Below are 24,077 nucleotides of genomic sequence, written 5' to 3'. Positions count from 1 at the left end.
CGGTCTTATAACTATGTCCCAACTGAATATTAAAGCATTATTAGAACCTTCATCCATTGCCGTTATTGGCGCTAAAAATAGCACCGAGAGTATTGGTTATTGGGTCGTTAAAAATTTAATTGCCAGTCAATATGATGGTCCGATTATGCCGATATCATTAAAGGCTAATAATGTCTGTGGGATTTTAGCGTATGAAAAACCAAGTGATTTACCGATAGCGCCGGATCTTGGCGCGATCTGTACACCGATTCGTTTTGTTGCCAAGATCGTGAAAGAACTGGGCGAGGTTGGTTGTAAAGCGGTTATTTTATTTAGTGATGAACCTTATGAAGGCAATGCTGACACCTGGGAAAAAATTGGCTTAATCGCCGCAAAATACAATATTCGTGTATTAGGGCCGAGCAGTTTAGGGGTATTAAATCCACGCCTGAAATTAAATGTCAGCTTGGCGCATGTTGCCCCGCCAGCAGGTGATGTCGCGGTTATTTCACAATCGGCCGCGTTTGCTACATCTATGATTGATTGGGCTGAAACCCGTGGCGTTGGTTTCTCCTGTTTTATTTCTATTGGTACGCGGATTGACGTTAATTTTGCTGACTTGATCGACTATTTAAGTCGTGATCGCTTTACTAAATCGATTGCACTATATGTTGATAATATTATTGATACTCGTCGTTTTATGTCTGCAGCCAGAGCCGCGGCATTTAAAAAACCGATTGTAGTGGTACGTTCAAGTTCCAACATCTGTGGCGCAACGGCGTTATTACAAGACCGCCGCAATAAGATCTCTTATAACACCGCTTACACTGCAGCATTCCAACGCTCGGGGATGTTACGAGTGAATGATACCTTCGAGTTACTATCTGCTATTAAAACCATTGCTACGGTCAAACGTTCTGTGCGTGGTGATAAAATGTTGATCATTTCTAATGGTGGCTCTCCAGCCTATATGGCCATTGATGTATTGATTAAATCAGGCTGTAAATTAGCTGAATTAAGTTATGAAACCGAGCAGAAACTGTTAAAAGCCCTGCCGGGTAAAATTATCAGCATGAACCCGATTAATATTCTCGGTGGTGTTGATGCCGAGGCATACAGTAAGGTGATAGATATTGTGTTAGAAGATGCACAGTATGATGCCTTATTAATTATTCATGCACCGCAGGTGACGGAAGAATGTCATGTCACGGCAGAAAAACTGATCCCTCAACTGGTTAAAAATAACAAAAAAGGTCCGATTATATTCACGTCGTGGATGGGCGAAACCAGTGGTCGTCTTGCCCGTCAGACCTTAATTAAAGCCGGTATTCCGTCATACGGCACCCCGGAAGTCGCAGTCAAAGCCTTTAATTATATTGTTAAATTTAGACGTCACCAAAAGCAACTGATCCAAACACCTGAGACATTAGCTGATTTAAATCCTGGCTTGATTGCCGACGCTAAGATGATGGTCGACAAAGCCATGCGTATCGGCGTCAAAGAAATTAATGACAAAGGGGTTAATTTATTACTCAGTGCATACGGCATTAGGTCAGATACGACGTTAACCAAAGACGAGGTGAATAAGCTTCGGATTGAGGTGATTGATGACGCTGCGTTTGGGCCAATTATTTGCCTAGGCGAAGCGGGTGGCGACTGGGATATCGATCAAGATGCTGGAGTGGCTTTACCACCGCTGAATATGGCGCTATCTCGTTACCTTGTTGTCGGCACTATCAAGCAAGGCATTATCCGAGAACGCAGTTTATCGGTTCGCTTAAATATGGACGGACTCTGTGAGATATTAACCCGTATATCACAGATGATTATTGATTTTCCGATGATAAAGTCGATCTTGTTGGAGCCATTAGAATTAGGACGTACTGCTTATAACATCAAGGTAGATAACGTTAGCATTGGCCTACGTGGTCGCCGTTCACAGCAAAAATTAGCGATATTACCCTACCCGAAAGAATTAGAAAGTGTCTATACCATGAAAAATGGTAAAGCGGTATTATTAAGACCAATTCGTCATGAGGATGAACCAGAGCATCAAGCATTTGATTCTTCATTAACTGCAGATGATCGTTATTTACGTTATTTTGGCGCACGTTCTAAATTCAGCCACTTTGAAATGGCAATGCTAACGCAAATTGATTATGAACGTGAGATGGCCTTTATTGCCAGTGCGAAAAACCCGATGGGTCAGCCTGAAACATTAGGGGTGGTACGGGCAATTTTTGATTGGGATAAGTCTGAAGCAGAGTTTGCCATTTCAGTACGTTCAGATTTAAAAGGGCAGGGCTTAGGTAAAGCATTAATGTTGAAAATTATTGAATTTTGTCGTCAATTAGGCTTAAAAAATATGGTCGGATTCACCATGCCAACCAACTCGGGTATGATTAAGTTATCGAAATATTGTGGCTTTAAAGTGACAATGGATTATCGTGAAGGCAACGCAGATTTAAAATTAAAGCTAAATGATTAATTTACAACGTATCAACCTAAACCTATTACTCAGTTTGCAGTACTTGTTGCAAGAGCAACAAGTTACGGCGGCAGCACAGCGTCAATACATCACTCAGTCGGCAATGAGTAAAAACCTGGCTAAGTTACGCGAGATATTCGCCGATCCTTTACTCATCAAAATGGATAATAAAAGTCAGTTAACCGAAAAAGCCAAGCAGTTAAAACCCGAACTGGCGCAAATCTTGAACAACATCGATGGGTTATTGATGACCGGGGGCTTTGACCCGCTGCAATCACAGCGTGAATTTACAATTGCTTCAACCGATTATGTCACCGATTATATTTTACCTGCGGCGCTGGCTCATTTGTATCTGCATGCACCGAAGATTAAACTTAATCTCACCTATTGGGATAAGTTTACCCTGGCGGCGATGGAGCGTGGTGAGATTGATTTAGGCGCTACCATTATTCGTCCTGAACATAAACACCTTTCCTATTTACCGCTAGAGAAAGATAACTACGTGTGTATTATGCGCCAAGGCCACCCGTTAGAAAATGAAGTATTAACGTTAGCGAATTATACGCAATATCCACATAGTATTATTACCTCGGGTGCAGATAAAGCCAGTGACATTGATGTAGGGTTATCCGCACAAGGGCTATTTAGAGAGGTGGCACTACGCATCCCGTCTTATTCTTCGGCCTTTAGCATTCTCGCCAAAACTGACCATTTATTAACCATTCCTAACTCTATTGCCGATAAATTAATCATCGGTGAGCAATTTATTCGCAAAGCCTTACCCATTAAGTTACCTATTTTACAGGCTGCAATCATCTGGCATCCCCGTTTTGACCATGATTTGGCGCATAAGTGGCTGCGTGATGAACTATATGCTCAATTAACTACCGGTATTCCCAGTGGGACTGCTGAAAAGTAGGATAAGTCATTTTATTCATTTCAACTTAGGTTCTATGATTACCTCAACGCAATGGAGTGGTGATCAACATGTACGAAATAATAGTGTCATTATTAATTATTAACTTTTTTGGCATGCTTAGCCCTGGGCCTGACATGATGTTGGTCTTAAAATACGGTAGCCTAAGTGCGAAACGTGCTGCTTGGTACTGTGTTGGCGGTATCATTAGTGGTTTGGCTGTGCACATTATGCTAGGTTTATTCGGTATATCGTTTCTTATTTCGAGCAACCCTATGTTGTTCAATGTGGTGCGTTGGTTCGGAGCCGGTTACCTTATTTATATTGGTATTAAATCATTGCGTGCAGGGAAAAGCGAAATAGCGGTTGATACGAGTTCATTAGATTTTAGTCCTGGGAAAGCTTATTTAGACGGTCTGCTGTGTAATTTATTAAACCCTAAGATCTTGATGTTCATGGTGGCGGTATTCAGTCAGGTTATTGCACCTGAGACACCGACATCAGATAAGTTATTAATTAGTTTATCTATTTTCATAGAAACAGCAGTGTTGTGGTCATGTTTCATCATGTTACTTAACCGTGGCACACTAAAACAAATGCTCAATCGTTATCAAGATAAGATCAATAAAGCCACAGGCGGTCTGTTAATTACGTTAGGCGGCTTTATTGGTTTAAGTAGCTAACGCTATTTAGAATCGATCAAGCTTAAAAAGAAAGGCGCTGTGGGTGAGTAACCGACTGCGCCTTTTTTGTACTTGTTATGTTAGTTTTGTTTAGCGCTATAGCTCAAAAATATGACTTTGCTGCTGGAAGGCTTGTACATCAGTAAGATAGGTACCTTCCAACTTTTCTATATGACGTTCTTCGTGGTCATCTTCATGGTCATGTTTATTTCCTTGGTTAATGGTCGCCATTATCAAGCGGTCTGAGGTGCGAGACTTTAACTCCACCATGAAGCGGATCAAGTCGACACGTTCAATTTTTTCCAATTCTTCGGCAATTTTATCGGACTTATTAAAGTCTTTATCTTTAATGCCAATAGCATGCCACAGACGTTTACTTTTACCGTTTATGTTAGCGTCCGGTTCGCGTAATTTAGACACTAATCCCTGCTTACTGGATTGCCATTGCTGCTCGGTAAAGGAAATCATCCCGAACGGGAAGAAATCAATAAAATCATTGATCGCATTGAGTAGTTTCGTTGGTTGCGTATGGGGTGATTGTACGTACAACATTAATCCGGCATGACGATTCAGCGGGATGTTACCGGTCCCGACGACATAACCCAATTGTTGCTGGGTGCGCAGTTCATAGAAAAATTTCGATGACATGACATGATTTGCCAAGCTGTAATAAGCCAATTCTTTGGGTGATATCTTCGCTGCTTGATAGTACACAATCAGCGCAGAATCGTTATGTTCAACAGCCACTTCATGTACCAAAGAACCGGTATCCTGGATATCCACCAACTTACGTATTGTCTCTTTACCTGGCGTGCTAATGGGATGCAGTTTATCTTTGACGTATTGACCTATCTCTAACGCTTGTGATTGATGCCAGTCACCATGTATTAATATTTCCACACTGATGTTTTGATATATTTTTTCCAGATACTGAGGTAATTGTTCCTGCTTAATACCCACCAAGGCTTTAGCAAGACGTTCACTTGACGGATTATTTGGTTGCAGCAGTGAGGTTAACTCTGAAAACAAGCGATTGATTGGTTTCGCTTGTTTCTGGTTTTCCCACGAAATAAGTAACTGGTTTCGAATACTCGAGAAGGTATCATTATCGACGGTTTGTAAGTGACGATGACCAATGATCAGTTTTAATAACTCGAACTGTTTCTGCGCAAACCCGGCAAGGTGTAAGGTAAATCCGCCTTGATGGGCGTAGATATGGTAATTAATACCAGCAATTTCGGCTTGATAAGTCAGGCTATTTAATTGCTCCATCAATAGCTCAACCGCTAATCGGGTCATGGCTATATTATGGGTATTGGCAATGGCGAATTCACTGTCAATTGAAATGAAGATATTACCTTTTGGCAGGTGGAACTCATGCTCTTGCATAAACCAAGTTTTAAACCCTTCACTCTTATCAATCAAACGGGGTTGTTCAGTGAGATTGGCTTTATCAAGCGCCAGGGCTTCTAAAGACGAACTCATGAATAGGTTTTTAATTGGTAGCGCCAGGCGGTCATCAATCTCTACATTTGCCCAGCGTTGTTGCTGGCTAGGTGTAAATGCATCTACGCGATAAGGGGTATCATACCAAGCCGCTTTTTTATTGGTCTCTAAGTTTGGTGCTGATATCATCAAGCGCATATTTGTCGGGCTAAGCTGCTGCAAGAAGAAACGACACGCCTCAATATCAAACCCCTTCATCATATAATCGCCGTAAATCACATGCTCAGGCTGATAGATATGCAAGTTTTGTGATAGGTGAGAGACATTTTTAACGGCGGGTATTTTTTCTTGGTAGCGAAAGGCTTGTTCCAAGAAATTTTTCTTCTCGTCATAGCGCCACGCCTGTAAACCTTGCTCGGCGATCAGTTTGATATATTGCAGGCAGAACTCAACAATTTCGGTGATATGGTTAAAACCATCACTGGTTAAACCGACAATGACATTATAATCTTTAAAGTTAGCACCGCTTTGACCACTGCCCGCTGATAACGCGGTTACCCAGCCTTTACGTTTCAGTAATGACAGTAAACTGCCATCGGTTTCATCACCGATTAGCTGGCTAATGTAACTCAGTGGTTTAATTTGGTAGTAGGGGACAATATTGCCTAGTGGGAAGCTGATGTATAATTTTTTATGGCCGCTGAGCGATTCCACCCAAATAGCTTGTTGTAATTGCGCTGCTGTATATAGCGGGGTTGCTAAAGGAACTGCATTGATCCCGCGATTAGGCACGGCGGAGAGCATCTCCCTAAGCATGTGTTCTTGTTTATCGAGTGTCAGTTCGGATTGGATCACTAATTTCATTAAAGATGCGCAGTAATGTTGCTCATAAAATCGCAACAATTCATCACGCAAAGTGTAACTTTCGGTGTCGGCTAATGTCGTGAGGTTGCCCACCGAGAATTTACTAAAAGGATGGGTTGGATTAACGGTTTCTTTGTGTGCTTGGTAGAAGCGACGTACATCATCTTTAAGCTTTAGTTTATATTCGGAATCAACCGCGTGACGTTCGCGTTCTAACAAATCAGCATTAAAGCTTGGCGCGATAAAAAATTGGGCGAAACGGTCGAGGGCGTTATGGAAATAGCGATTGTTAATGTCAAAATAATAGTTGGTATATTCGGTACCGGTCCAAGCGTTGTTACTGCCACCATGCATGGAAATAAACGACTGGTATTCGCCGGGTTTTGGGTATTTGTCGGTCCCCAGAAATAACATATGTTCGAGTAAGTGCGCAAGCCCTTCATGCTGCAAGGGATCATCAAAATGGCCAACGGCAACGGACATGGATGCGGCTGACTTTTTACATTGATCATCTTGGATCAGTAATACAACTAAACCATTAGGGAGCGTGATGTGGCGATATTGTTTGTAATCATTAGGGCTAGTAATCAAGGTGAATGCTCCATGTGATGATGGCATCAGAAAAAGAGTTTAAATTAGATCGGCTTCAAAGAATGGCCAATTTAAAATGCAATCATGAATGCTGAGGTTTAATCTTACTGAATAAAATTGATACCGCACGATGGCGATACTATTTGCTAATAATATAAGTTCAGTATGGCGTTAAAATGGCAGTAAGTAAGTATTTTTTGAAAACAATGTTTAAAAACATAAGCTAAACGTGGTTTTTAATATTTTTGTCATCAAGCTGCGTTACCATGCAATCGTTTTAAGGCGCTGTGTTAATATCTATAGAGTATTCAATAGATAATATGCGTGGTGGTATGAAGATTTATATTATGCGACACGGTCAAGCGGGACTGTATGCCAACAGCGATGCTGAACGTGAATTAACGGGCACTGGACGACAACAATCCGCTGAGATGGCTCGTTGGTTAAGTGCCATTGAACCGACGTTAGATTGTGTATTACATAGCCCATATGTACGAGCTGTACAAACTTGGCAAGTTATCGGGAACTTTTTCACCGTAAACAAAGTCCAAGTATGTGAAGATATCACCCCTTATGGTGATGCTGAATTTATTGCTGATTATATTCGCGCACTGGTCGCAGAATATAACTATGAAACCATATTGTTAGTTTCGCATTTGCCTGTAGTGAGTTATCTCACTGCTGCATTGACAAATGGTAAACAAATGCCTGCTTTCGCAACGTCTGCGATTGCTTGTTTAGAATTAAATGAAAATGATTGCCAGCTGAAGTGGTTAGAGACATCTCAAAGTATAAGTTAGTATGTTGTTTAATAAAGCATATTATGAATGGTGCTGATACTTTGCACAACGGTTATTGTAGTGTTAAATAGCTTTGCATTGATGTTTTGTTAGTATACTATGCCGCCTCTGTTTGGGTACTTGGATGGTACTTATATAAGCGTATAAAGGAGTGCTAAATGCGTAGTTTTAAACAGTTTAACTCGTTCCGTATTGCAAAATATGTAAAGAGTTTTTTTCGTGGAACCCTCTATGTCACCGGTTTGGGATTATTAGAGTTCCAGCAAGGTATGTTAATCATGCCGAGCAACGCAGGTAACAATGTTAAAATGCGTATCTCGGAAGTGAATCGTGAAATTAAGCGATTTGCGGTTTAACAGACTGAGTTTGAAAGGTTAGTGTTATGCACTAACCTTTTTTTGTGCCTGTTGTTTAGTACTACAGGATAAATAGTTTAGTACACGTCGATAAACCGTTTGCTGTTAACCGATAAACATAGACACATTAAAACCCACCGTGATGAGCAGAAAAAACAGCATCATAATGATGACATTGTAACGCTTTAGAAAGCTTAACCTTGGATGTCTCGCTTTGAAATCTGTAGCTGCTTCAGCCTTTTTCCTGACCTTCCCAGCTTTGATTAGGTGCAATTTATCCTTGGTCTGCATCGCTTGTTCAAGTTGCACCAGACGCTCATTGTTTTCTTTTTCTAACGCTGCAAACCACTGATCTTGTTTATCAGTCACCATACCTTTATTACCTTCGCGATAATCATCAATAAATACTGCTAATACGTGGCAGACAACTAAAACAAATCTTCTTTCGTGGTCAGCTCAACCAAGATAGATATGGCTGCACTGCCCCCCCAGGTCTTGGTTGCTTGATGAAATGCTTCAATATCAGGATGCTGCGCTAACCACATTGGTAATTGGCGTTTAAGAATATTCTTGCCATGACCATGCATGACGTTACAGCAGCGAATATGCTGTTTGCGACATTCTGCGATTAATGCGGATATTTCTACCTTGGCTGTTTCTTGGCTTAAACCATGTAAGTCTAACAGCAACTCAGGTTCGTAATCACCACGACGCAATTTCTTCAACTCATAAGGTGAAACGCCGTCGCGTATATAACGAGTTGGACCTTCGTCAGCAATATGTGGTTCAAATTGATCGGAGAAAAAATGTTCACGTTGCGCTGATTCTTGCCGGATTGAATCATTTGCTTGCGTTTTCGGTTTATTAGCCCTGATTTTTGTTTTGCGTATGGTATCCTGTGCTAAAGGTTTTATACCTTTCATACTATCAGAGAAAAGAGCGTGATCATCTGGTTTCAACGCTGCTTGCGATACTTTCACTTGCGCCGCTTGTGCCTGTTCTTTTGCTACATCTATTTGCAGCAACATCTTTTTTTTCATTTGTTTATTAAACATAATGTTAGTTACCCAAATTCAACTGCTAAGCTCAGTTGATTAAACATTTTGTTACTTTACCAAAATTGGAGTCAATTGTGGACAGGATTTTTATTGACGAAGCAGTCAAAGAGTTAATTACAATACAAGATATTATCCGTTGGGCGGTTAGCCGTTTTAACGATGCTGGTATTTGTTATGGTCACGGTACTGATAATTCGTGGGATGAAGCTGTACAGTTAATCTTACCGACATTACACCTGCCATTGGATATTGACCCTCAAATTCGTCATGCGAGACTGCTTACTTCTGAACGCCAAACATTGGTTGAGTTAATCGTTCGCCGTGTAAATGAGCGTATCCCTGCTGCATACCTGACTAACAAAGCTTGGTTTGCTGGCTTAGAGTTCTTTGTTGATGAACGTGTATTAGTGCCTCGCTCACCGTTTGCAGAACTGATCATGAATGGTTTCCAACCTTGGTTAACAAACGAGCCAATGCGTATTCTTGATATGTGTACGGGCAGCGGTTGTATTGCCATTGCATTGTCTCATGCATTCCCTGATTCAGAAATCGATGCGGTTGATATTGAACATGGTGCGATTGAAGTTGCCGAGATCAATATCCAAGATCACGGTGTTGAGAATCAAGTAACACCAATTCAATCTGACTTGTTCTCGAATCTTGAAGGTTTACGCTACGACATGATCGTATCGAATCCGCCTTATGTTGATCAAGAAGACATTGATAACCTACCTGATGAGTTCAAACACGAACCTGAAATCGGTCTACAGTCTGGTTTTGATGGACTAGAGCTAACGCTTAAAATGCTAGCACAAGCACCTGATATGCTAAACGACGGCGGTTTACTGTTTGTTGAGATCGGTAACAGCATGGTTCACATGCAAGAGAAATTCCCAGAAGTACCATTTACCTGGTTAGAAATGCAAAACGGCGGTCACGGTATCTTCGTGATCAGCAAAGAGCAGATCTTAGATTCAATGGCGCTGTTTGCACCGTTTAAATAGGCGCTCCGTTTAAATAACGCTGTAGCGAACTATTATTGGGTCTTTAACCCATGATAAACCTGTGATCATCTTATGATGGTGACAGGTTTTTTTTTATTCCTTCTTTTAGCTGTTTGCTATTGTCGCTAAGCCACGGGTCTTGTATTCTCGAAGGTATTAGTCGGCATTATATAAAGGAAACGCTGTTATGGCAGGGAATAGTATTGGGCAATTATTTAAGATCTCCACATTCGGAGAAAGCCATGGACCAGCACTTGGGTGTATTATTGATGGCTGCCCTCCAGGACTCGAAATCTCACTAGAAGATCTGCAGTTTGATCTCGACCGTCGTAAGCCTGGCACCTCTCGCTATACCACTCAACGACGTGAAGCTGACGAAGTTCAGATCCTTTCTGGTATTTTTGAAGGTAAAACCACAGGTACTTCAATTGGTCTGATGATCAAAAATACCGATCAACGTTCACAAGATTATTCCAATATTAAAGATACCTTCCGTCCCGGTCACGCTGATTATACTTATCATCAAAAATTTGGGCATCGCGATTACCGTGGTGGCGGTCGTTCATCGGCACGTGAAACGGCAATGCGCGTCGCTGCGGGTGCTATTGCGAAGAAATACTTGAAAGAACAACACGGTATTGTGATTCGCGGTTATTTATCACAACTGGGCCCAATCAAAGCAGAAGCACTGCAATGGGATCAAGTTGAACAAAACCCATTCTTCTTTCCTGATCCAAGTAAATTAGAAGCGCTTGATGAATATATGCGTGGATTGAAAAAATCAGGTAACTCTGTGGGTGCCAAAGTAACAGTGGTTGCCCAAGGTGTTCCGGTGGGTTTAGGTGAGCCGGTATTCGATCGTTTAGACGCTGACATCGCCCATTCACTCATGAGCATCAATGCTGTGAAAGGTGTTGAGATTGGTGATGGTTTTGGCGTTGTAGAACAGCTTGGCAGTGAGCACCGCGATGAGATGACACCAGAAGATGGTTTCCTTTCTAATCATGCTGGTGGCGTACTGGGTGGCATCTCAAGTGGCCAAGACATCATTGCTCATATTGCCATGAAGCCAACATCAAGTATTACCATTCCAGGTAAATCCATTGATAAATTTGGTAACGCCATTGAAGTGGTTACCAAAGGTCGTCACGATCCATGTGTGGGTATCCGCGCTGTGCCAATCGCTGAAGCACAACTTGCTATCACGCTAATGGATCACTTGCTAAGACACCGAGCGCAAAATCTACATGTAGTAACAGACACACCAAATATGTAGTTTTGATTCGTCCAATAATTGAAGAGTACCCATCAGCTTAGGTTGATGGGTATTTTTTTGAGTCGGAAAATATAGACACAAAAAAACCGGCGAGGTGACTCGCCGGTTTTGTTCGTTATTAACTTATGTTGCAGTACTTTTCATTACAGTCAACAGCGGTTTAGAATGCGCCGTAGATAACTGAAGTGATAGCGAGTAGACCACAGATAGTAACAAAGATGTTTGCTGCTTTATCGCTAGCATATTTTTGCATCGCAGGTACTTTCTTGATAGCAACCATAGGCATTAAGAACAAAATAGCGGCAATCATTGGTGCGCCGATTGTTTCAATAAGACCCAGTACACTTGGGTTGATAATCGCTACAGCCCATGTAGTTAGTACGATGAATGCGATAGAGAATGTACCGATTTTCTTCTCTGATGCTTTCGGCATAACTTGTTTAACTAGACCGTTTAGACCTTCTTGAGCACCTAGGTAATGACCGAAGTAGCTAGACGTAATCGCTGCGAATGCGACGAAAGGACCAAAGTATTGAATTAATACTGAATCATGTACGTTTGCAAGGTAAGACAGGATTGAGATGTTTTGTGCCTTAGCTTCTGCTAGTTGCTCAGGTGATAGTGATAACACACAAGAGAATACGAATAGCATTACAAAACCAAGTAGCATTTGACCTGCACGTTTACAGATAAGGTCTGATTTTTCTACTGCGTTTTCACCGTAAGATTTACGTTGTGCTTTAGCAAACTGGCTGATGACTGGAGAGTGGTTGAATGAGAACACAATCAGTGGAATCGATAACCAGATAACTGGTAGGAACGATGATGCTTCAGGTACAACTGTTAGCATCGTTGTATTCCAGCTCGGAATTAAGAACAGTGATAGACCGAATAAGATGATTACTAATGGGTAAACTAATGCTGATGTTGCTTTAAGCATTAAGTCTTTACCAAATAGGATCAGTGCAGTCATTGCTAAAATTAGACCACCAGATAGTAACCAACGTGGGATACCGCTTACTTTATCCATTAATTGAACACCAGCTTCGTTAAGCATCGGTGCGCCATCAGCCGCTAGGCGTGGAATTTCAGTGAAGATATCAAGTTGGTTAACAATGAAACTTTCGAATGTATTAGTAATACCAACACCGTAGATTAATACGATAGGGTAGATAGCAAAGAAGTAAGCAAATGTAATTAGTTTTGCTGAGCCTTTACCAAAGTGTTCTTCAACAACATCTGTGATGTCTGCATCAGGATTTTTTGATGATAATACAAAACGCGCCAGTGATCTGTGCGCCAGCCATGTCATTGGGCCAGCAATCAATGCTAGAACTACCAACGGCCAAAAACCACCTAAACCTGCTTTAATAGGTAAGAATAAAACACCAGCACCTACTGCTGTGCCGAATAAACTTAATACCCATTCTGTGTCTGCTTTGTTCCATTTAGCAGCGTTCGTAGTGCTGTCCGTGATAGTTGTAGTTGTTTGCTCTGACATATCTATTTCACCTGTAATATTGCGCTGTATCTTAACTGCTGCATAGGATAATGATTTGAATTTTATTTAAAGTGATGTAGATCGCCTTTTTGCCTCTAACCTAAAAAATACCCCGTATTTATCAAAATAATTTGATGTTTTACGTGTTTTTTATTAACAACCCTTGTGGTTGTATGTTTATCGAGCGCTTGACTGTATTTATTGCTGTTTATGTTGTTGCGAGGGTTCTATTTAGTGTTTTATGCTTTCGTTTTGGTGTTACTTGGTTTTAATCTTTATCTTATAATGACCAGTAAAACATCGCTGTAGCTAATAATGGGTAGTTTTATGGGTTTTAACAAGTTGTTAGCAATTTATTTGTATGCACAGATCACACTAATCATAGTGGGCTTCAACTTTATTTGAGTGCTACTTTCGGACGTTTCAAGCTTAAATAAGTGTATATGCCTAGTTTTGAGTATTCATCTAGTGGTGATATCGAGTTTTCGGCGGATATTTCCGCATCTAAAGAGAATAGATGCGGAAATATTTATGCGTAGAGTTTTATCCTGCTATTACTTGGTCGGGTAGATAAAATATCCGCGAGCAGCGTAATGGTCTGATAAATCCCAAGTTCCCCAAAGCGATTTTGTCAGTACGCGAGGGGCGAATATTTCTTGGCTGGCACTGATTGGCTGTAAATTGTCATTCCCTGTTAATGTGTAATCCAGATATTCTAAATAAGGTTTCTCTGCCCAATAGTTAGTATTGGAATCAAAAGACAGATTGTGACCTTTATTCTCTGGTTCGGTGGCATTAAGAATATATGCCATTTGATCACGATCACCGGGCAAGCCAATTTTGTTGACGTTGAAGTCACCCGCTAAAATGACGGCTTCGTCGGCAGGAATGTTTTGTGCGCGAATAAACTCACCCATTTCTTCTAGCTGGCCTAAACGTGCTGCGCGGTTGGTATCGTCATCAGACGATTGTGTGTGAGTCGCAAAGACATGGTAAATATAACCTTGCTTATTAATACGGGTATAAATAACCCCACGCGTCGCAGCACACTGAATACCGCTACAGTTGGTATATTTCAGACTCTTTTCTGCTTCTACAGGCCAAGGCGTTAAGATACGTGTACCTGATTGCATGATTTTACCTAACTTAAATATTTCGCTGCTGGTAAAGCTATATTCTTTACTGAGCTGTTTAAGTAATTTGCTTGTTCGGATTGGATCAAAGACCTCGGTTAGCACTAACGCATCATAACCTGACATCACCGCTGGCATTTCCGTTAAACGGCTATCGACTTTTTTAGAACCGAATATGGTGGTGGCCCAAATGTTGTAGCTTAATAAGCTAAACTCGTTGCTGGGTCCGATAGTGGGCTTTTTATCATGCAGCTGTAATACGTAATTTACCCTGCCACCTTGGTGTATATTTTCACTATTAAAGGCGATGGTATTGTTATTATCGGCAAGTTGGATCTCAAACTGCTGAATAGTATTGTCGGTTTGTGGAGCTATGGTCAGTTCACTGCTATCGAAGCCAAAAGCGAGTTCATCCTCGGTTACCTTCTGCGTTAAATTAAAGCTGTAATCAGCGTTACTCAGTGAGATAGATATATTCTGTTCCACATTAGTGCGGGTAATATTAGCCACGTCAACGGTACTTAATGGCAGCACTTCTGTTGTTAATAAGTCGACATTATTACCTTCTTCAATATACGCATATAAAGTATGAGGCGTACTATTGGTGAATTGAATAATAGTATGCCGTTCCGTGGGCACTTGGCTCATCGCCATTAATGCCGGCGTGAACATGTACAGCCAGAATAAGACGGTTACTTTCTTTAACATAAAGATCCTTATTTTTGTGTGTGTTTTATGACTAACCAAGCGGGAGTATAAAATATTATGTTATATATTAAGTACGCATAGTAGGCAGTTTTGGTGACGGTTTGATTAAAGTGTTATTTTTTATGTTTAACGTGATAGGTAATAGATGCTATTTCAACGATGAAATTGGATTGTTTACGCAATTAAAAAGGAACACTTAAGTGTTTAGTAGTTAAATATTGCTATAAATCACACTTTTATAGTTATAAAAGCTATGTATCATGGTGTTTGGTAGGTTTTAATGGTTGTGTTTTCTGTTTATCTGGGTATAACACCTATTATCAATTGGAATTGGCAAACTTGGTACGGATAAATGGCTGCAATACAGAATAATGATGGTGCGTCTCGAGGACATTTTGGTTCTCGTTTTGGTTTTATAATGGCCGCGGCAGGTTCTGCGGTTGGTGTGGGTAATATTTGGGGTTTCCCGACGCAAGCGGCAAGTAATGGCGGCGGCGCGTTCTTACTTGTGTATTTGTTCCTTATCTTCTTACTGGGTTATCCAATGTTAGTGGCTGAGTTGATGGTCGGCCGTCATGGTCAAACTAACCCTGCAGACTCGATGGCTAATTTAGGTCGTACGCCTGCCACTAAAATGATTGGTAGCCTTATCGGTCTGGCATCGATTGTGTGTGCGGCGATGATCTTTAGTTTCTACGCGGTATTGTCAGGCTGGTTCGTGAGTAATACGCTCGCACCTATTGCCACAATGGCTGGCGCAGATGAAACAAGCCGTTGGTTAATCGATTTCTCATTATCGCGTAATATCGTATTTACCTTAGTATTTGCATTAATGTGTGTTTACGTTATTCAAAAAGGCGTACAAGACGGTATTGAAAAATGGTCGAAGCGTTTAATGCCACTATTGTTCGCTATCTTGATTGCGAGTGTTATTTATATCTTGTTCCAACCAGGCGCAAGTGAAGGTGTGACGGCGTTATTCACCGTAGACGTTGAAAAAGTAATGCACCCTGATGTGATCATCGGTGCACTTGGTCAGACATTCTTCTCGTTATCGATTGGTACGGGCGCAATGATGATCTACGGTTCATACCTTAAATCAAATGAAAACATCAGTAAGTTAGCGATGCACGTAACCTTTATGGATACAGGTGTGGCTTTCTTAGCGGCAATGTTAATCCTACCTGCTATGTATGTAGCTAAGCACAATGGAGTAACCATCTTTGATGCTGATGGTAACTTACTCAGTTCTGACACGCTGGTATTCACTGTACTACCTGCATTGTTTGCAACGATGGGCGCCGCAGAACATATTGTTGCGATTATCTTCTTTGCACTGATGTCTGTTGCAGCACTCACGTCGGCTATTTCGGTAGTCGAAGTGCCAACCAGTTATATCGTGGATAAAACTGCAATGTCACGTAAGAAAGTAACGTGGATTGTTGGCGCGGCACTGACTGCATTCGCGATGGTTGTAGTGACTAACTTTGACTTGATGTTTGGTTTCATGATTAAGCTAGCGACAGAGATAACACAACCATTAGTATGCTTAGGTCTTGCTATCTTTGTAGGTTGGGTATGGCATCGTAATAGCCTACTTGTTGAAATCAAAGGTCAAGATGGCGCAGACGAAAATGGTATTTTCTGGAAAGTATGGCCGCTTTATGTGAAGTTTGTTTGTCCTGCTTTAATCATCTTATTAATCAGTACCGCGCTTTAATTAGACCTGAGCCTTCATCAGTAATAGATAAAAAAGCCCAGTAGCGCGATCTACTGGGCTTTTTTTTTACTGTTAATCATTACTCACTACTAATAGCAGCAAACTCAGCATTGGTTAGCTGCTTTAGGTCTAACGGGCTTAGTTCGATCTCTAAACCGCGACGACCGGCACTAACATAGATAGTTTCATGTGCTTGTGCTGAGCTATCAATGACAGTGAGTAAGCGTTTTTTCTGTCCCAATGGGCTCACGCCACCAAGTACGTAACCCGTCGAGCGCATTACATCATTCTTATCTGCCATTATTGCCTTTTTAGCTTTTGCAGCTTTGGCGATGGCCTTTAGATTAAGCATTGCGGTGACGGGAACAACGGCAACCACGAGTTTCTTATCACCGACATCAACCACCAGTGTTTTGAATATACGTTCGGCGGCCACGGCCATTTTCTCTGCCGCTTCTAAACCATAAGATCCAGCGTTTGAATCATGTTGGTATTCATGAGTTGTGTGGGCTATTTTTGCTTTTTTAGCTAATTTTACTGCTGGAGTCATCGTTATCTACCTTGGTGAGGCCTCATTTTTTAATAATATGCAGTTATTTGCGCGTAGCTGCTTTCATTGGCGTGGCAAACTCAGCCAGTTCTTGCAGCATTTTTGCATTATTATCAAGGTTTTTTTCAATGATATTAACAATGGCTGAACCTGAAATTGCACCCGCAGCACCTGCTGCGATAGCTTGTTTCACTTGTTCAGGTGATGAAATACCAAAACCCAGCAGACAAGGCGCGGCATTAAATGATTTTAGTTTATCTAACAATGGGCCGATTGGCATTCCTGCTTTGGTTTCGGTACCTGTTACACCTGCGCGGCTAAGTAGGTAGGTATAACCAGACCCTTGCTCTGCTACCTGTAGCAGTGTCGCGTCATCGGCATTTGGCGGTGCGATGTAGATACTTTCGATACCGACTTTATCGCCAGCGTCTTTAAATTGTTGACCGTATTGTACTGGCACGTCGGCAATCAGTAATGAGTCAACCCCGGCCGCGGCCGCTTTGGCCATAAACTTATCGGTACCGTTACCGTAAACTAGGTTGGCATACAGTAATAAACCAATGGGTATTTGTGGGTATTTTGCACGGATTTCGGTGAGCATTTCAAAACAGATATCTGGGTTGATCCCCACGTTTAATGCGCGTGATGTGGCTTTTTGGATCGTTGGGCCATCAGCCACCGGATCCGAGAATGGAATGCCCAGTTCTAACGCGTCAGCACCTGCTGCAATGAGCGTTTCGATGATCGCCATTGATTGCTCGCGGTTTGGATCGCCGATTGTGACGAAAGGTACAAAAGCGCCTTCATTTTTTGCTGCAAGTGCAGCAAAAGTTTGTTGATAACGTCCCATTATAATGCTCCTTTACCTTCAAGAATATCGGCAACGGTAAAGATATCTTTATCACCACGACCTGATAAGTTCACTACTAAAATTTGTTCTTTGTCCATATCCTGTTCCATCATCTGTAGTGCATACGCTAATGCATGTGATGATTCTAACGCCGGGATAATGCCTTCTTTAGATGATAATAACTGGAATGCGGCTAATGCTTCATCATCGGTTACTGACGGGTACTCTGCACGGCCAGTGGTATATAGATGCGCATGTTGTGGACCCACTGATGGGAAATCCAAACCAGCTGATACTGAATATGATTCTTGGATCTGACCATAGTTATCTTGCATTAATAATGAGTGCATACCAAAGAAGATCCCGTTAGTACCTTCGGCAATCGGCGCGCCATGCTGACCAGTGGCAATGCCTTTACCTGCAGGCTCAACACCGTACAGTTTGACCCCTTCTTCTTCGATGAAGTCATTGAATATACCAATGGCATTTGAACCGCCGCCTACACAGGCAATCACAGCATCAGGTAAACGACCTTCTGCTTTTAAGATCTGTTGTTTGGCTTCTTCACCGATCATTTTTTGGAATTCACGCACAATCGTTGGGAATGGGTGAGGACCTGCCGCTGTACCGAGTAGGTAATGGGCATTTTCGTAGTTAGCAGACCAGTCGCGTAATGCTTCGTTACAGGCATCTTTTAATGTGCCTGCGCCAGAATCAACGGGAATGACTTCTGCACCCATTAACTTCATGCGGAATACGTTGGGCTTTTGGCGTTCCATGTCTTTTACACCCATGTAGATGCGACATTTTAGACCCAGTAACGCACAGGCTAGCGCAGATGCAGTACCGTGTTGGCCTGCGCCTGTTTCTGCGATGACCTCGGTTTTACCCATGCGTTTAGCCAGTAATGCTTGACCCAATACTTGGTTGGTTTTGTGCGCGCCACCGTGAAGTAGATCTTCACGTTTTAGGTAGATCTTAGTTTTTGAACCTTTAGTAATGTTACGGCATAGCGTCAATGGTGTTGGACGACCTGCGTATTCATTTAACAGTTTCTGAAACTCTGCTTCGAAGGCCGGATCATTTTGTGAATCGATAAATGCATCTTCTAATTCATCTAATGCAGGTATTAAGATCTGCGATACGTATTGGCCGCCAAATTCGCCAAAAAAGGCATTAAGTTTTGCCATGATAAGTTCCTTTAATAATGTCTAAGCGCGCTAAATGCCGCGATAATTTTGTTTGTATCTTTAATACCGGGTGCTGATTCTAATCCTGAGTTTAGATCCAGTCCTAAGCAACCGAGTTTCGCCGCGTCTTGCACGTTGTCAGGGGTTAATCCGCCGGCCAACATGATTTGACTGCAATCTTCAGGTGTTAATAACGACCAATCAAATGTCTGTCCTGTGCCACCTGATTGTCCCGCTACCTTACTATCAACTAAATGACGATCAACCTTGGCCAGACTTAAATCGGGTGCTTGTTTGCTAACCCCGTGCGCTTTCCAAATTTGTATGTCGTTATTGAGTAAGGTTTTTAATATTGCAATGTAGCTTGCATCTTCGCTGCCGTGTAATTGTACCGCGGCTAAACCTAAGTGATTAGCCAGCTGAGCCACGACTGTTGCTTGTTCATTCACAAATACACCCACGTAAGCCAGCGGTGCAGCTGCAATGACCTGTTGCGCTGTTGTTACGTTAACACAACGTGGTGATGTTGGTGCAAAGATTAGTCCGCCATAAATAGCGCCTTGTTCATACACTACTTTTGCATCTTCTGGACGGGTAAGGCCACAGACTTTATTGTCACCTAAAATCAATCGGCGGCAAGCTAAATCGACGTTGTCTTGCGACATTAATGAACTGCCGACCAGGAAGCCATTTGCGTAGTTGGCTAAATCACGGACTTGTTGGTTATTGTAGATGCCCGATTCTGAAATGATGATACGATCACTTGGGATCTTTGGGGCAATTTTCTTAGTACGGTTTAAGTCAATGGATAAGTCGCGTAGGTCACGGTTATTAATGCCGATCACTTTTGCATCTAGCGCAATGGCACGGACTAATTCTGCCTCATTACTGACTTCGGTAAGTACGCCCATGTTTAAGCTGTGAGCTACTTTAGCTAAGGCAATATATTCTGCGTCATCCAGTACCGATAACATTAACAGCGTTGCATCGGCTTGGTATAAACGGGCTAAGTAAATTTGGTATTCGTCAATGATAAAGTCTTTGCAGATCACCGGTTGTGTCACGATATTACGTACTGTAGTGATGTAGTCAAAGTCACCTTGGAAGTATTTCTTATCGGTTAATACAGAGACTGCTGCCGCATAGTTTTTATAGACACCAGCAATTAACTCTAAATCAAATTCTGGGCGAATGAGTCCTTTGGATGGTGATGCTTTTTTACATTCCAGAATAAACTTGGTTGGTTTACCCGATAACGCGGCATAAAAGTCACGATCTGTCGGTGTTAGATCAGCAATAAAACTCGCTAATGGTTGGCTGATTTTGCGCGCGGCAACCCAAGTCACTTTATCGTTAACAATATTACCGAGAATAGTTTGCTGTAACTCTTGCGTTAACATGTATGCTTCCTTCCTGTTGTTAAGACTAAGAGCAAGACTAAACTTGCTGACTTTTTGCTGCTAGCTGGTGGATTAGGGCTAATGCACGGCCATCATCAATTGCCGCCATGGCTAATTCAGTACCCTGTTTGAAGTCTGTGGCTATTTCAGCCACCACCAACAATGCCGATACGTTGATTGCCACTGCGGCTTTTTGTGCGTCGCTGCCGTGACCTGATAATAAGCGTTCGATAATGACTTTGTTTTCTGCGGCATTACCACCACGTAGTTCGGCCACGTCATAACGCTGCACACCAAAATCGGCAGGGCTTAAGGTGTACTCAGTGATCATGCCATTATTTAATTCGGCAACGTTGGTTTCACCGTGTAGGGCGACTTCATCTAAACCACTGCCGTGCACGACTAACGCACGGCGCACTCCAAGCTTATCCATGGTTTCGGCGATTGGGCGAATTAAACATTCATCATATACACCCATTAACTGTACTTGTGGACGCGTTGGATTTAGCAGTGGGCCGAGCACATTAAAGATGGTGCGGGTTTTCAGGGCTTGGCGCACAGGCATCGCATGGCGAATACCGGCGTGGTATTGCGGCGCGAATAAAAAGCAAATGCCCAATTCATCCAGGCAGGCTTTTGCTTGTTCTGGGGTTTGGGTTAAATTAATGCCAAACGCTTCCAATAAATCTGACGAGCCTGATTGACTGGATACGCTGCGGTTACCATGTTTCGTCATTTTCAATCCGCAAGCAGCCGCGACAAACGCAGCTGTTGTTGAGATGTTAATGGTATTCATGTTATCGCCACCGGTCCCACAGCAGTCGGCATGCAGTTCGTCTATTGCCGGGAAAGGTGTTGCTGCGGCCAATAACGCTTGCGCGGCACCCGCAATCTCGTCTGGCTGTTCACCACGTATTTTTAATGCAGTTAACACTGACGAAAGTACGATAGGGTCCATTTCACCTCGTACCACTGCCGTAAACACGGTTTCTGATTCTTCAAGCGTGAGTACTTGGTTTGCGTATAACTTTTCTAGAATAACGGTGATTGTTGCTGGTGCCGTGTTTTCCGATACGATGTTTGATGCTGCCATGACCTACTCCTTAGGGCTGGTTACTGATGCTGTTGCCCATGCTAGGGTATTTTTTAACAGCTCAGCGCCTTCACTGGTTAATATTGATTCTGGATGAAATTGAAAACCAATTACTTTATCTTCTGGTTGAATAATTGCCATTGGCATACCGTTAAATTCGGCATTAACGGTTAAGCCGCTTGGTACTTCTGTTGCCACTAATGAATGATAACGGGCCACAACTAACGGCTGACTTAAACCGGCAAACATCAACTGACCATCATGGTTAATCGATGAGGCTTTACCGTGCATGATCTCTTCTGCACGGCCAACGGTGCCACCATACTGTTGTACCAGTGCTTGATGCCCTAAGCAAATGCCAATCATAGGATATTGACCGCGACACAAGCGGATAAGCTCCAACAAGCAACCCGCTTCAGATGGATTACCAGGGCCCGGTGAAAGTACCACCACGGGGTTGTTCTCACATTGGTCTATTTGCTGTTTAATCGCTTGTGCACTGATGCTATTACGGTAAATTTTAACCTCATGACCGAGACTGCGGAATTGATCCACCAGGTTGTAAGTAAAAGAGTCAAAGTTGTCTAATAAAAATAAAGTGTTGCTCATGTTGCCTCCGTTACTTAGCGTTGTTAGTTGTTGAGTTAGCTTCTGCCTTCATGATGGCAGCTAATGATGAACCTTGTGCGAGGGCAACTGCGTTTAATACCGCGGCTGCTTTACTGCGGGTTTCTTCGGCTTCGGCTTGTGGGTTTGAGTCGTAAACCACACCCGCACCAGCTTGTACATACGCAGTGCCATCTTTAACAAATGCAGAGCGAATAACAATACAGGTATCCATGGTGCCATCACCAGTCAGGTAACCAACTGCACCGCCATAACTACCACGGCGTTGTTGTTCTACTTGACGAACCAGTTCAGCGGCGCGGATCTTCGGTGCGCCAACTAACGTCCCCATGTTCATGCACGCTTGGTATGCATGTAGGGCATCAAGATCATTGCGTAGTTTTCCTTTTACGCGAGACACTAAGTGCATCACGTAGCTATAACGATCTACGTTTAATAGGTTAGCCACATAACGTGTACCTGGCTGACTAATACGGGCTACGTCATTACGGGCTAAATCAACCAGCATGATGTGTTCGGCCGTTTCTTTCTTGTCTTGGCGTAGTTCTAATTCGATACGGCCATCTAAGTCGGGGCAAATTGAACCATCAGCGCGGAAACCACGGCGGCGAGTCCCGGCAATCGGATAAATTTCTACATCATTGGTTTGCGCATCATATTTTAATGCACTTTCTGGTGATGCACCAAATAATACAAAGTCAGAATCGTTCAGGTAGAACATATACGGACTGGCGTTAGTTTGTTTTAGTTTGGCATAAGCGGCTAACGAATCTGGACAGGGTAAGCTAAAGCAACGTGACGGTACCACTTGGAAAATGTCACCGTTACGGATGTAGTCTTTTAAATCTTCAACCGTGGCACAGAACTCACTGTCGCTAATATCAACGTTTAACGTTAACTCAACTGCTTTAGACTCTGGCGTTGCCGTTAAGACTGTCGTGCACTCCGTTTGGATACGGGCTAATTTCGCTTGGGTTTGGTTAAGTGCAGTGGCAAAGTGCTCGCCACCAAAGACACTACCGATTAATTTTGATTGTTGGGTTTGACGATCAATCACAATTAAGGTTTCGGCAATATAGAATACAAAATCAGGACAGATATTAGCGCCATCTGGCACACTGGGTAATTCTTCAACGCTGGCAATCATGTCATAGGCAAAGCAGCCGCCTAAAAATAGCGCTTCATGAAACGGTGTTTCTGGAATGACGCGGTTGATAATGGTCCGCAGGGCATCGAATGGTGATGATGACTGTAAACGTGAATCTTCATCCAAGCTGTCGTCAGTCGGCGCGAAGGTTAATGCTAATTTGTGATGACTCAGAGCGGTGATCGCATCACCGCCAAGTTGAGCTTTAAACTCATCGGCTAAGAAAGGCAGCAGGTTTTCGCCGTTCAGGGTTAATGCGGTAAATTCAACCGTGCGGCCACAACAGGTTATCTTAACGGCGGCATCAAGCAAGATTAAACTTTGCAGAGCGGTCTTGGTGACTATATCCGCCGATTCTAATAATAAGCTGTTACCACTGGGGCGATACATGTGGCGATAAAACGCAAGGGGATCGTCAATGTGAGGACAATCTTGCTGAATCGAATGTAATTTACCTGGCGCTAATAGTTGCGTCATCGCACTTTCCTTGCTTTAGAGTGTCTAAATTTCCAATAAAAAAGCCCGTTTCAATGAAACGGGCTTTAATGTTTGTTATTTTTTGTAGATTTACATTTACTGCAGATATCACAAAATCACATGCCCGTTTAGAGAGGGATGTGCCACCACCAACTGATTGTTTGGTTTGTAATATTTTGCATTGCGTCTGAGCCATAAAGTTATCTAAGTAGGTTAAACT

Annotated in this window: 21 protein-coding genes; 8 read left to right on the top strand and 13 right to left on the bottom strand. The window is 42.5% G+C overall.

Translation table 11 applies throughout. The annotated features are described in order from the left end of the window. Positions 1 to 13 precede the first annotated feature (13 nt). From HRT96_RS05075 to HRT96_RS05065, 3 genes are all read left to right on the top strand, one after another. Positions 14 to 2,467, top strand: a complete 2,454-nt coding sequence (locus HRT96_RS05075; RefSeq protein ID WP_293153126.1) for a GNAT family N-acetyltransferase — start codon at positions 14 to 16, stop codon at positions 2,465 to 2,467. Further along, positions 2,460 to 3,386, top strand: coding sequence for a LysR family transcriptional regulator (locus HRT96_RS05070; RefSeq protein WP_293153123.1), 927 nt, complete (start codon positions 2,460 to 2,462; stop codon positions 3,384 to 3,386). The genes HRT96_RS05075 and HRT96_RS05070 overlap by 8 nt, the downstream gene beginning before the upstream one ends. Before the next feature lie 68 nt (positions 3,387 to 3,454). Further along, complete coding sequence (locus tag HRT96_RS05065) at positions 3,455 to 4,066, top strand: LysE family translocator (RefSeq protein ID WP_293153120.1); 612 nt, start codon at positions 3,455 to 3,457, stop codon at positions 4,064 to 4,066. Between the two features lie 96 nt (positions 4,067 to 4,162). Here HRT96_RS05065 and HRT96_RS05060 read toward each other — a convergent pair whose 3' ends face one another. Beyond that, positions 4,163 to 6,967 carry an insulinase family protein gene (locus HRT96_RS05060; RefSeq protein WP_293153117.1) on the bottom strand — a complete coding sequence of 935 codons (2,805 nt, stop codon included), beginning with the start codon at positions 6,965 to 6,967 and terminating at the stop codon, positions 4,163 to 4,165. A 287-nt stretch (positions 6,968 to 7,254) separates the two neighbouring features. Here HRT96_RS05060 and sixA point away from each other — a divergent pair, with 287 nt between their 5' ends. Beyond that, on the top strand, positions 7,255 to 7,767 hold the full coding sequence (gene sixA, locus HRT96_RS05055; RefSeq protein ID WP_293153115.1) for a phosphohistidine phosphatase SixA: 513 nt from the start codon (positions 7,255 to 7,257) through the stop codon (positions 7,765 to 7,767). A 158-nt stretch (positions 7,768 to 7,925) separates the two neighbouring features. Beyond that, positions 7,926 to 8,123 (top strand): DUF1107 family protein, encoded by a 198-nt coding sequence (locus HRT96_RS05050; protein ID WP_006030279.1) that lies wholly within the window; start codon positions 7,926 to 7,928, stop codon positions 8,121 to 8,123. A gap of 105 nt (positions 8,124 to 8,228) precedes the next feature. Here the strand turns inward: HRT96_RS05050 and HRT96_RS05045 are convergent, their stop codons facing one another. Next, a complete protein-coding gene (locus HRT96_RS05045) occupies positions 8,229 to 8,495 on the bottom strand; it encodes a hypothetical protein (RefSeq protein WP_293153113.1) in 267 nt (88 codons plus the stop codon). A 56-nt stretch (positions 8,496 to 8,551) separates the two neighbouring features. Further along, positions 8,552 to 9,178 (bottom strand): endonuclease SmrB, encoded by a 627-nt coding sequence (smrB, locus tag HRT96_RS05040; protein WP_293153110.1) that lies wholly within the window; start codon positions 9,176 to 9,178, stop codon positions 8,552 to 8,554. Positions 9,179 to 9,255: 77 nt separating this feature from the next. Here smrB and prmB point away from each other — a divergent pair, with 77 nt between their 5' ends. Next, positions 9,256 to 10,185 (top strand): 50S ribosomal protein L3 N(5)-glutamine methyltransferase, encoded by a 930-nt coding sequence (prmB, locus tag HRT96_RS05035; RefSeq protein WP_293153108.1) that lies wholly within the window; start codon positions 9,256 to 9,258, stop codon positions 10,183 to 10,185. A gap of 187 nt (positions 10,186 to 10,372) precedes the next feature. Beyond that, positions 10,373 to 11,461, top strand: coding sequence for a chorismate synthase (gene aroC, locus HRT96_RS05030; protein WP_293131162.1), 1,089 nt, complete (start codon positions 10,373 to 10,375; stop codon positions 11,459 to 11,461). Between the two features lie 160 nt (positions 11,462 to 11,621). Here the strand turns inward: aroC and HRT96_RS05025 are convergent, their stop codons facing one another. Then, complete coding sequence (locus HRT96_RS05025; RefSeq protein WP_293153105.1) at positions 11,622 to 12,962, bottom strand: aromatic amino acid transport family protein; 1,341 nt, start codon at positions 12,960 to 12,962, stop codon at positions 11,622 to 11,624. 554 nt (positions 12,963 to 13,516) lie between these two features. Beyond that, positions 13,517 to 14,803 (bottom strand): sphingomyelin phosphodiesterase, encoded by a 1,287-nt coding sequence (locus HRT96_RS05020; RefSeq protein WP_293153102.1) that lies wholly within the window; start codon positions 14,801 to 14,803, stop codon positions 13,517 to 13,519. A gap of 352 nt (positions 14,804 to 15,155) precedes the next feature. Here HRT96_RS05020 and HRT96_RS05015 point away from each other — a divergent pair, with 352 nt between their 5' ends. Next, positions 15,156 to 16,523, top strand: coding sequence for a sodium-dependent transporter (locus tag HRT96_RS05015; protein WP_293153099.1), 1,368 nt, complete (start codon positions 15,156 to 15,158; stop codon positions 16,521 to 16,523). A gap of 79 nt (positions 16,524 to 16,602) precedes the next feature. Here the strand turns inward: HRT96_RS05015 and ybaK are convergent, their stop codons facing one another. Genes ybaK through HRT96_RS04975 form a run of 8 tightly spaced genes read right to left on the bottom strand, consistent with a single transcriptional unit; the run spans position 16,603 to position 24,053 of the window. Further along, the gene (ybaK, locus tag HRT96_RS05010; protein ID WP_293153096.1) at positions 16,603 to 17,073 is read right to left on the bottom strand and encodes a Cys-tRNA(Pro) deacylase; all 471 of its coding nucleotides are present in this window, start codon (positions 17,071 to 17,073) and stop codon (positions 16,603 to 16,605) included. Positions 17,074 to 17,116: 43 nt separating this feature from the next. Then, the gene (gene trpA / locus HRT96_RS05005) at positions 17,117 to 17,923 is read right to left on the bottom strand and encodes a tryptophan synthase subunit alpha (RefSeq protein WP_293153093.1); all 807 of its coding nucleotides are present in this window, start codon (positions 17,921 to 17,923) and stop codon (positions 17,117 to 17,119) included. Next, complete coding sequence (trpB, locus tag HRT96_RS05000) at positions 17,923 to 19,113, bottom strand: tryptophan synthase subunit beta (RefSeq protein WP_293153090.1); 1,191 nt, start codon at positions 19,111 to 19,113, stop codon at positions 17,923 to 17,925. The genes trpA and trpB overlap by 1 nt, the downstream gene beginning before the upstream one ends. Before the next feature lie 11 nt (positions 19,114 to 19,124). Continuing rightward, positions 19,125 to 20,513, bottom strand: coding sequence for a bifunctional indole-3-glycerol-phosphate synthase TrpC/phosphoribosylanthranilate isomerase TrpF (gene trpCF, locus HRT96_RS04995; RefSeq protein ID WP_293153087.1), 1,389 nt, complete (start codon positions 20,511 to 20,513; stop codon positions 19,125 to 19,127). A gap of 37 nt (positions 20,514 to 20,550) precedes the next feature. Continuing rightward, positions 20,551 to 21,606, bottom strand: coding sequence for an anthranilate phosphoribosyltransferase (gene trpD / locus HRT96_RS04990; protein ID WP_293153084.1), 1,056 nt, complete (start codon positions 21,604 to 21,606; stop codon positions 20,551 to 20,553). 3 nt (positions 21,607 to 21,609) lie between these two features. Next, a complete protein-coding gene (locus tag HRT96_RS04985) occupies positions 21,610 to 22,215 on the bottom strand; it encodes an aminodeoxychorismate/anthranilate synthase component II (protein ID WP_293136851.1) in 606 nt (201 codons plus the stop codon). Positions 22,216 to 22,225: 10 nt separating this feature from the next. Further along, the gene (locus tag HRT96_RS04980) at positions 22,226 to 23,857 is read right to left on the bottom strand and encodes an anthranilate synthase component 1 (RefSeq protein WP_293153081.1); all 1,632 of its coding nucleotides are present in this window, start codon (positions 23,855 to 23,857) and stop codon (positions 22,226 to 22,228) included. Continuing rightward, positions 23,832 to 24,053, bottom strand: a complete 222-nt coding sequence (locus HRT96_RS04975) for a hypothetical protein (protein WP_293136855.1) — start codon at positions 24,051 to 24,053, stop codon at positions 23,832 to 23,834. The genes HRT96_RS04980 and HRT96_RS04975 overlap by 26 nt, the downstream gene beginning before the upstream one ends. Positions 24,054 to 24,077 lie beyond the last annotated feature (24 nt).

This window comes from Moritella sp. (assembly GCF_013215705.1).
In the GTDB taxonomy this organism is placed as follows: Bacteria; Pseudomonadota; Gammaproteobacteria; order Enterobacterales; family Moritellaceae; genus Moritella.
This window is presented reverse-complemented; position numbering and strand designations above follow the sequence as displayed.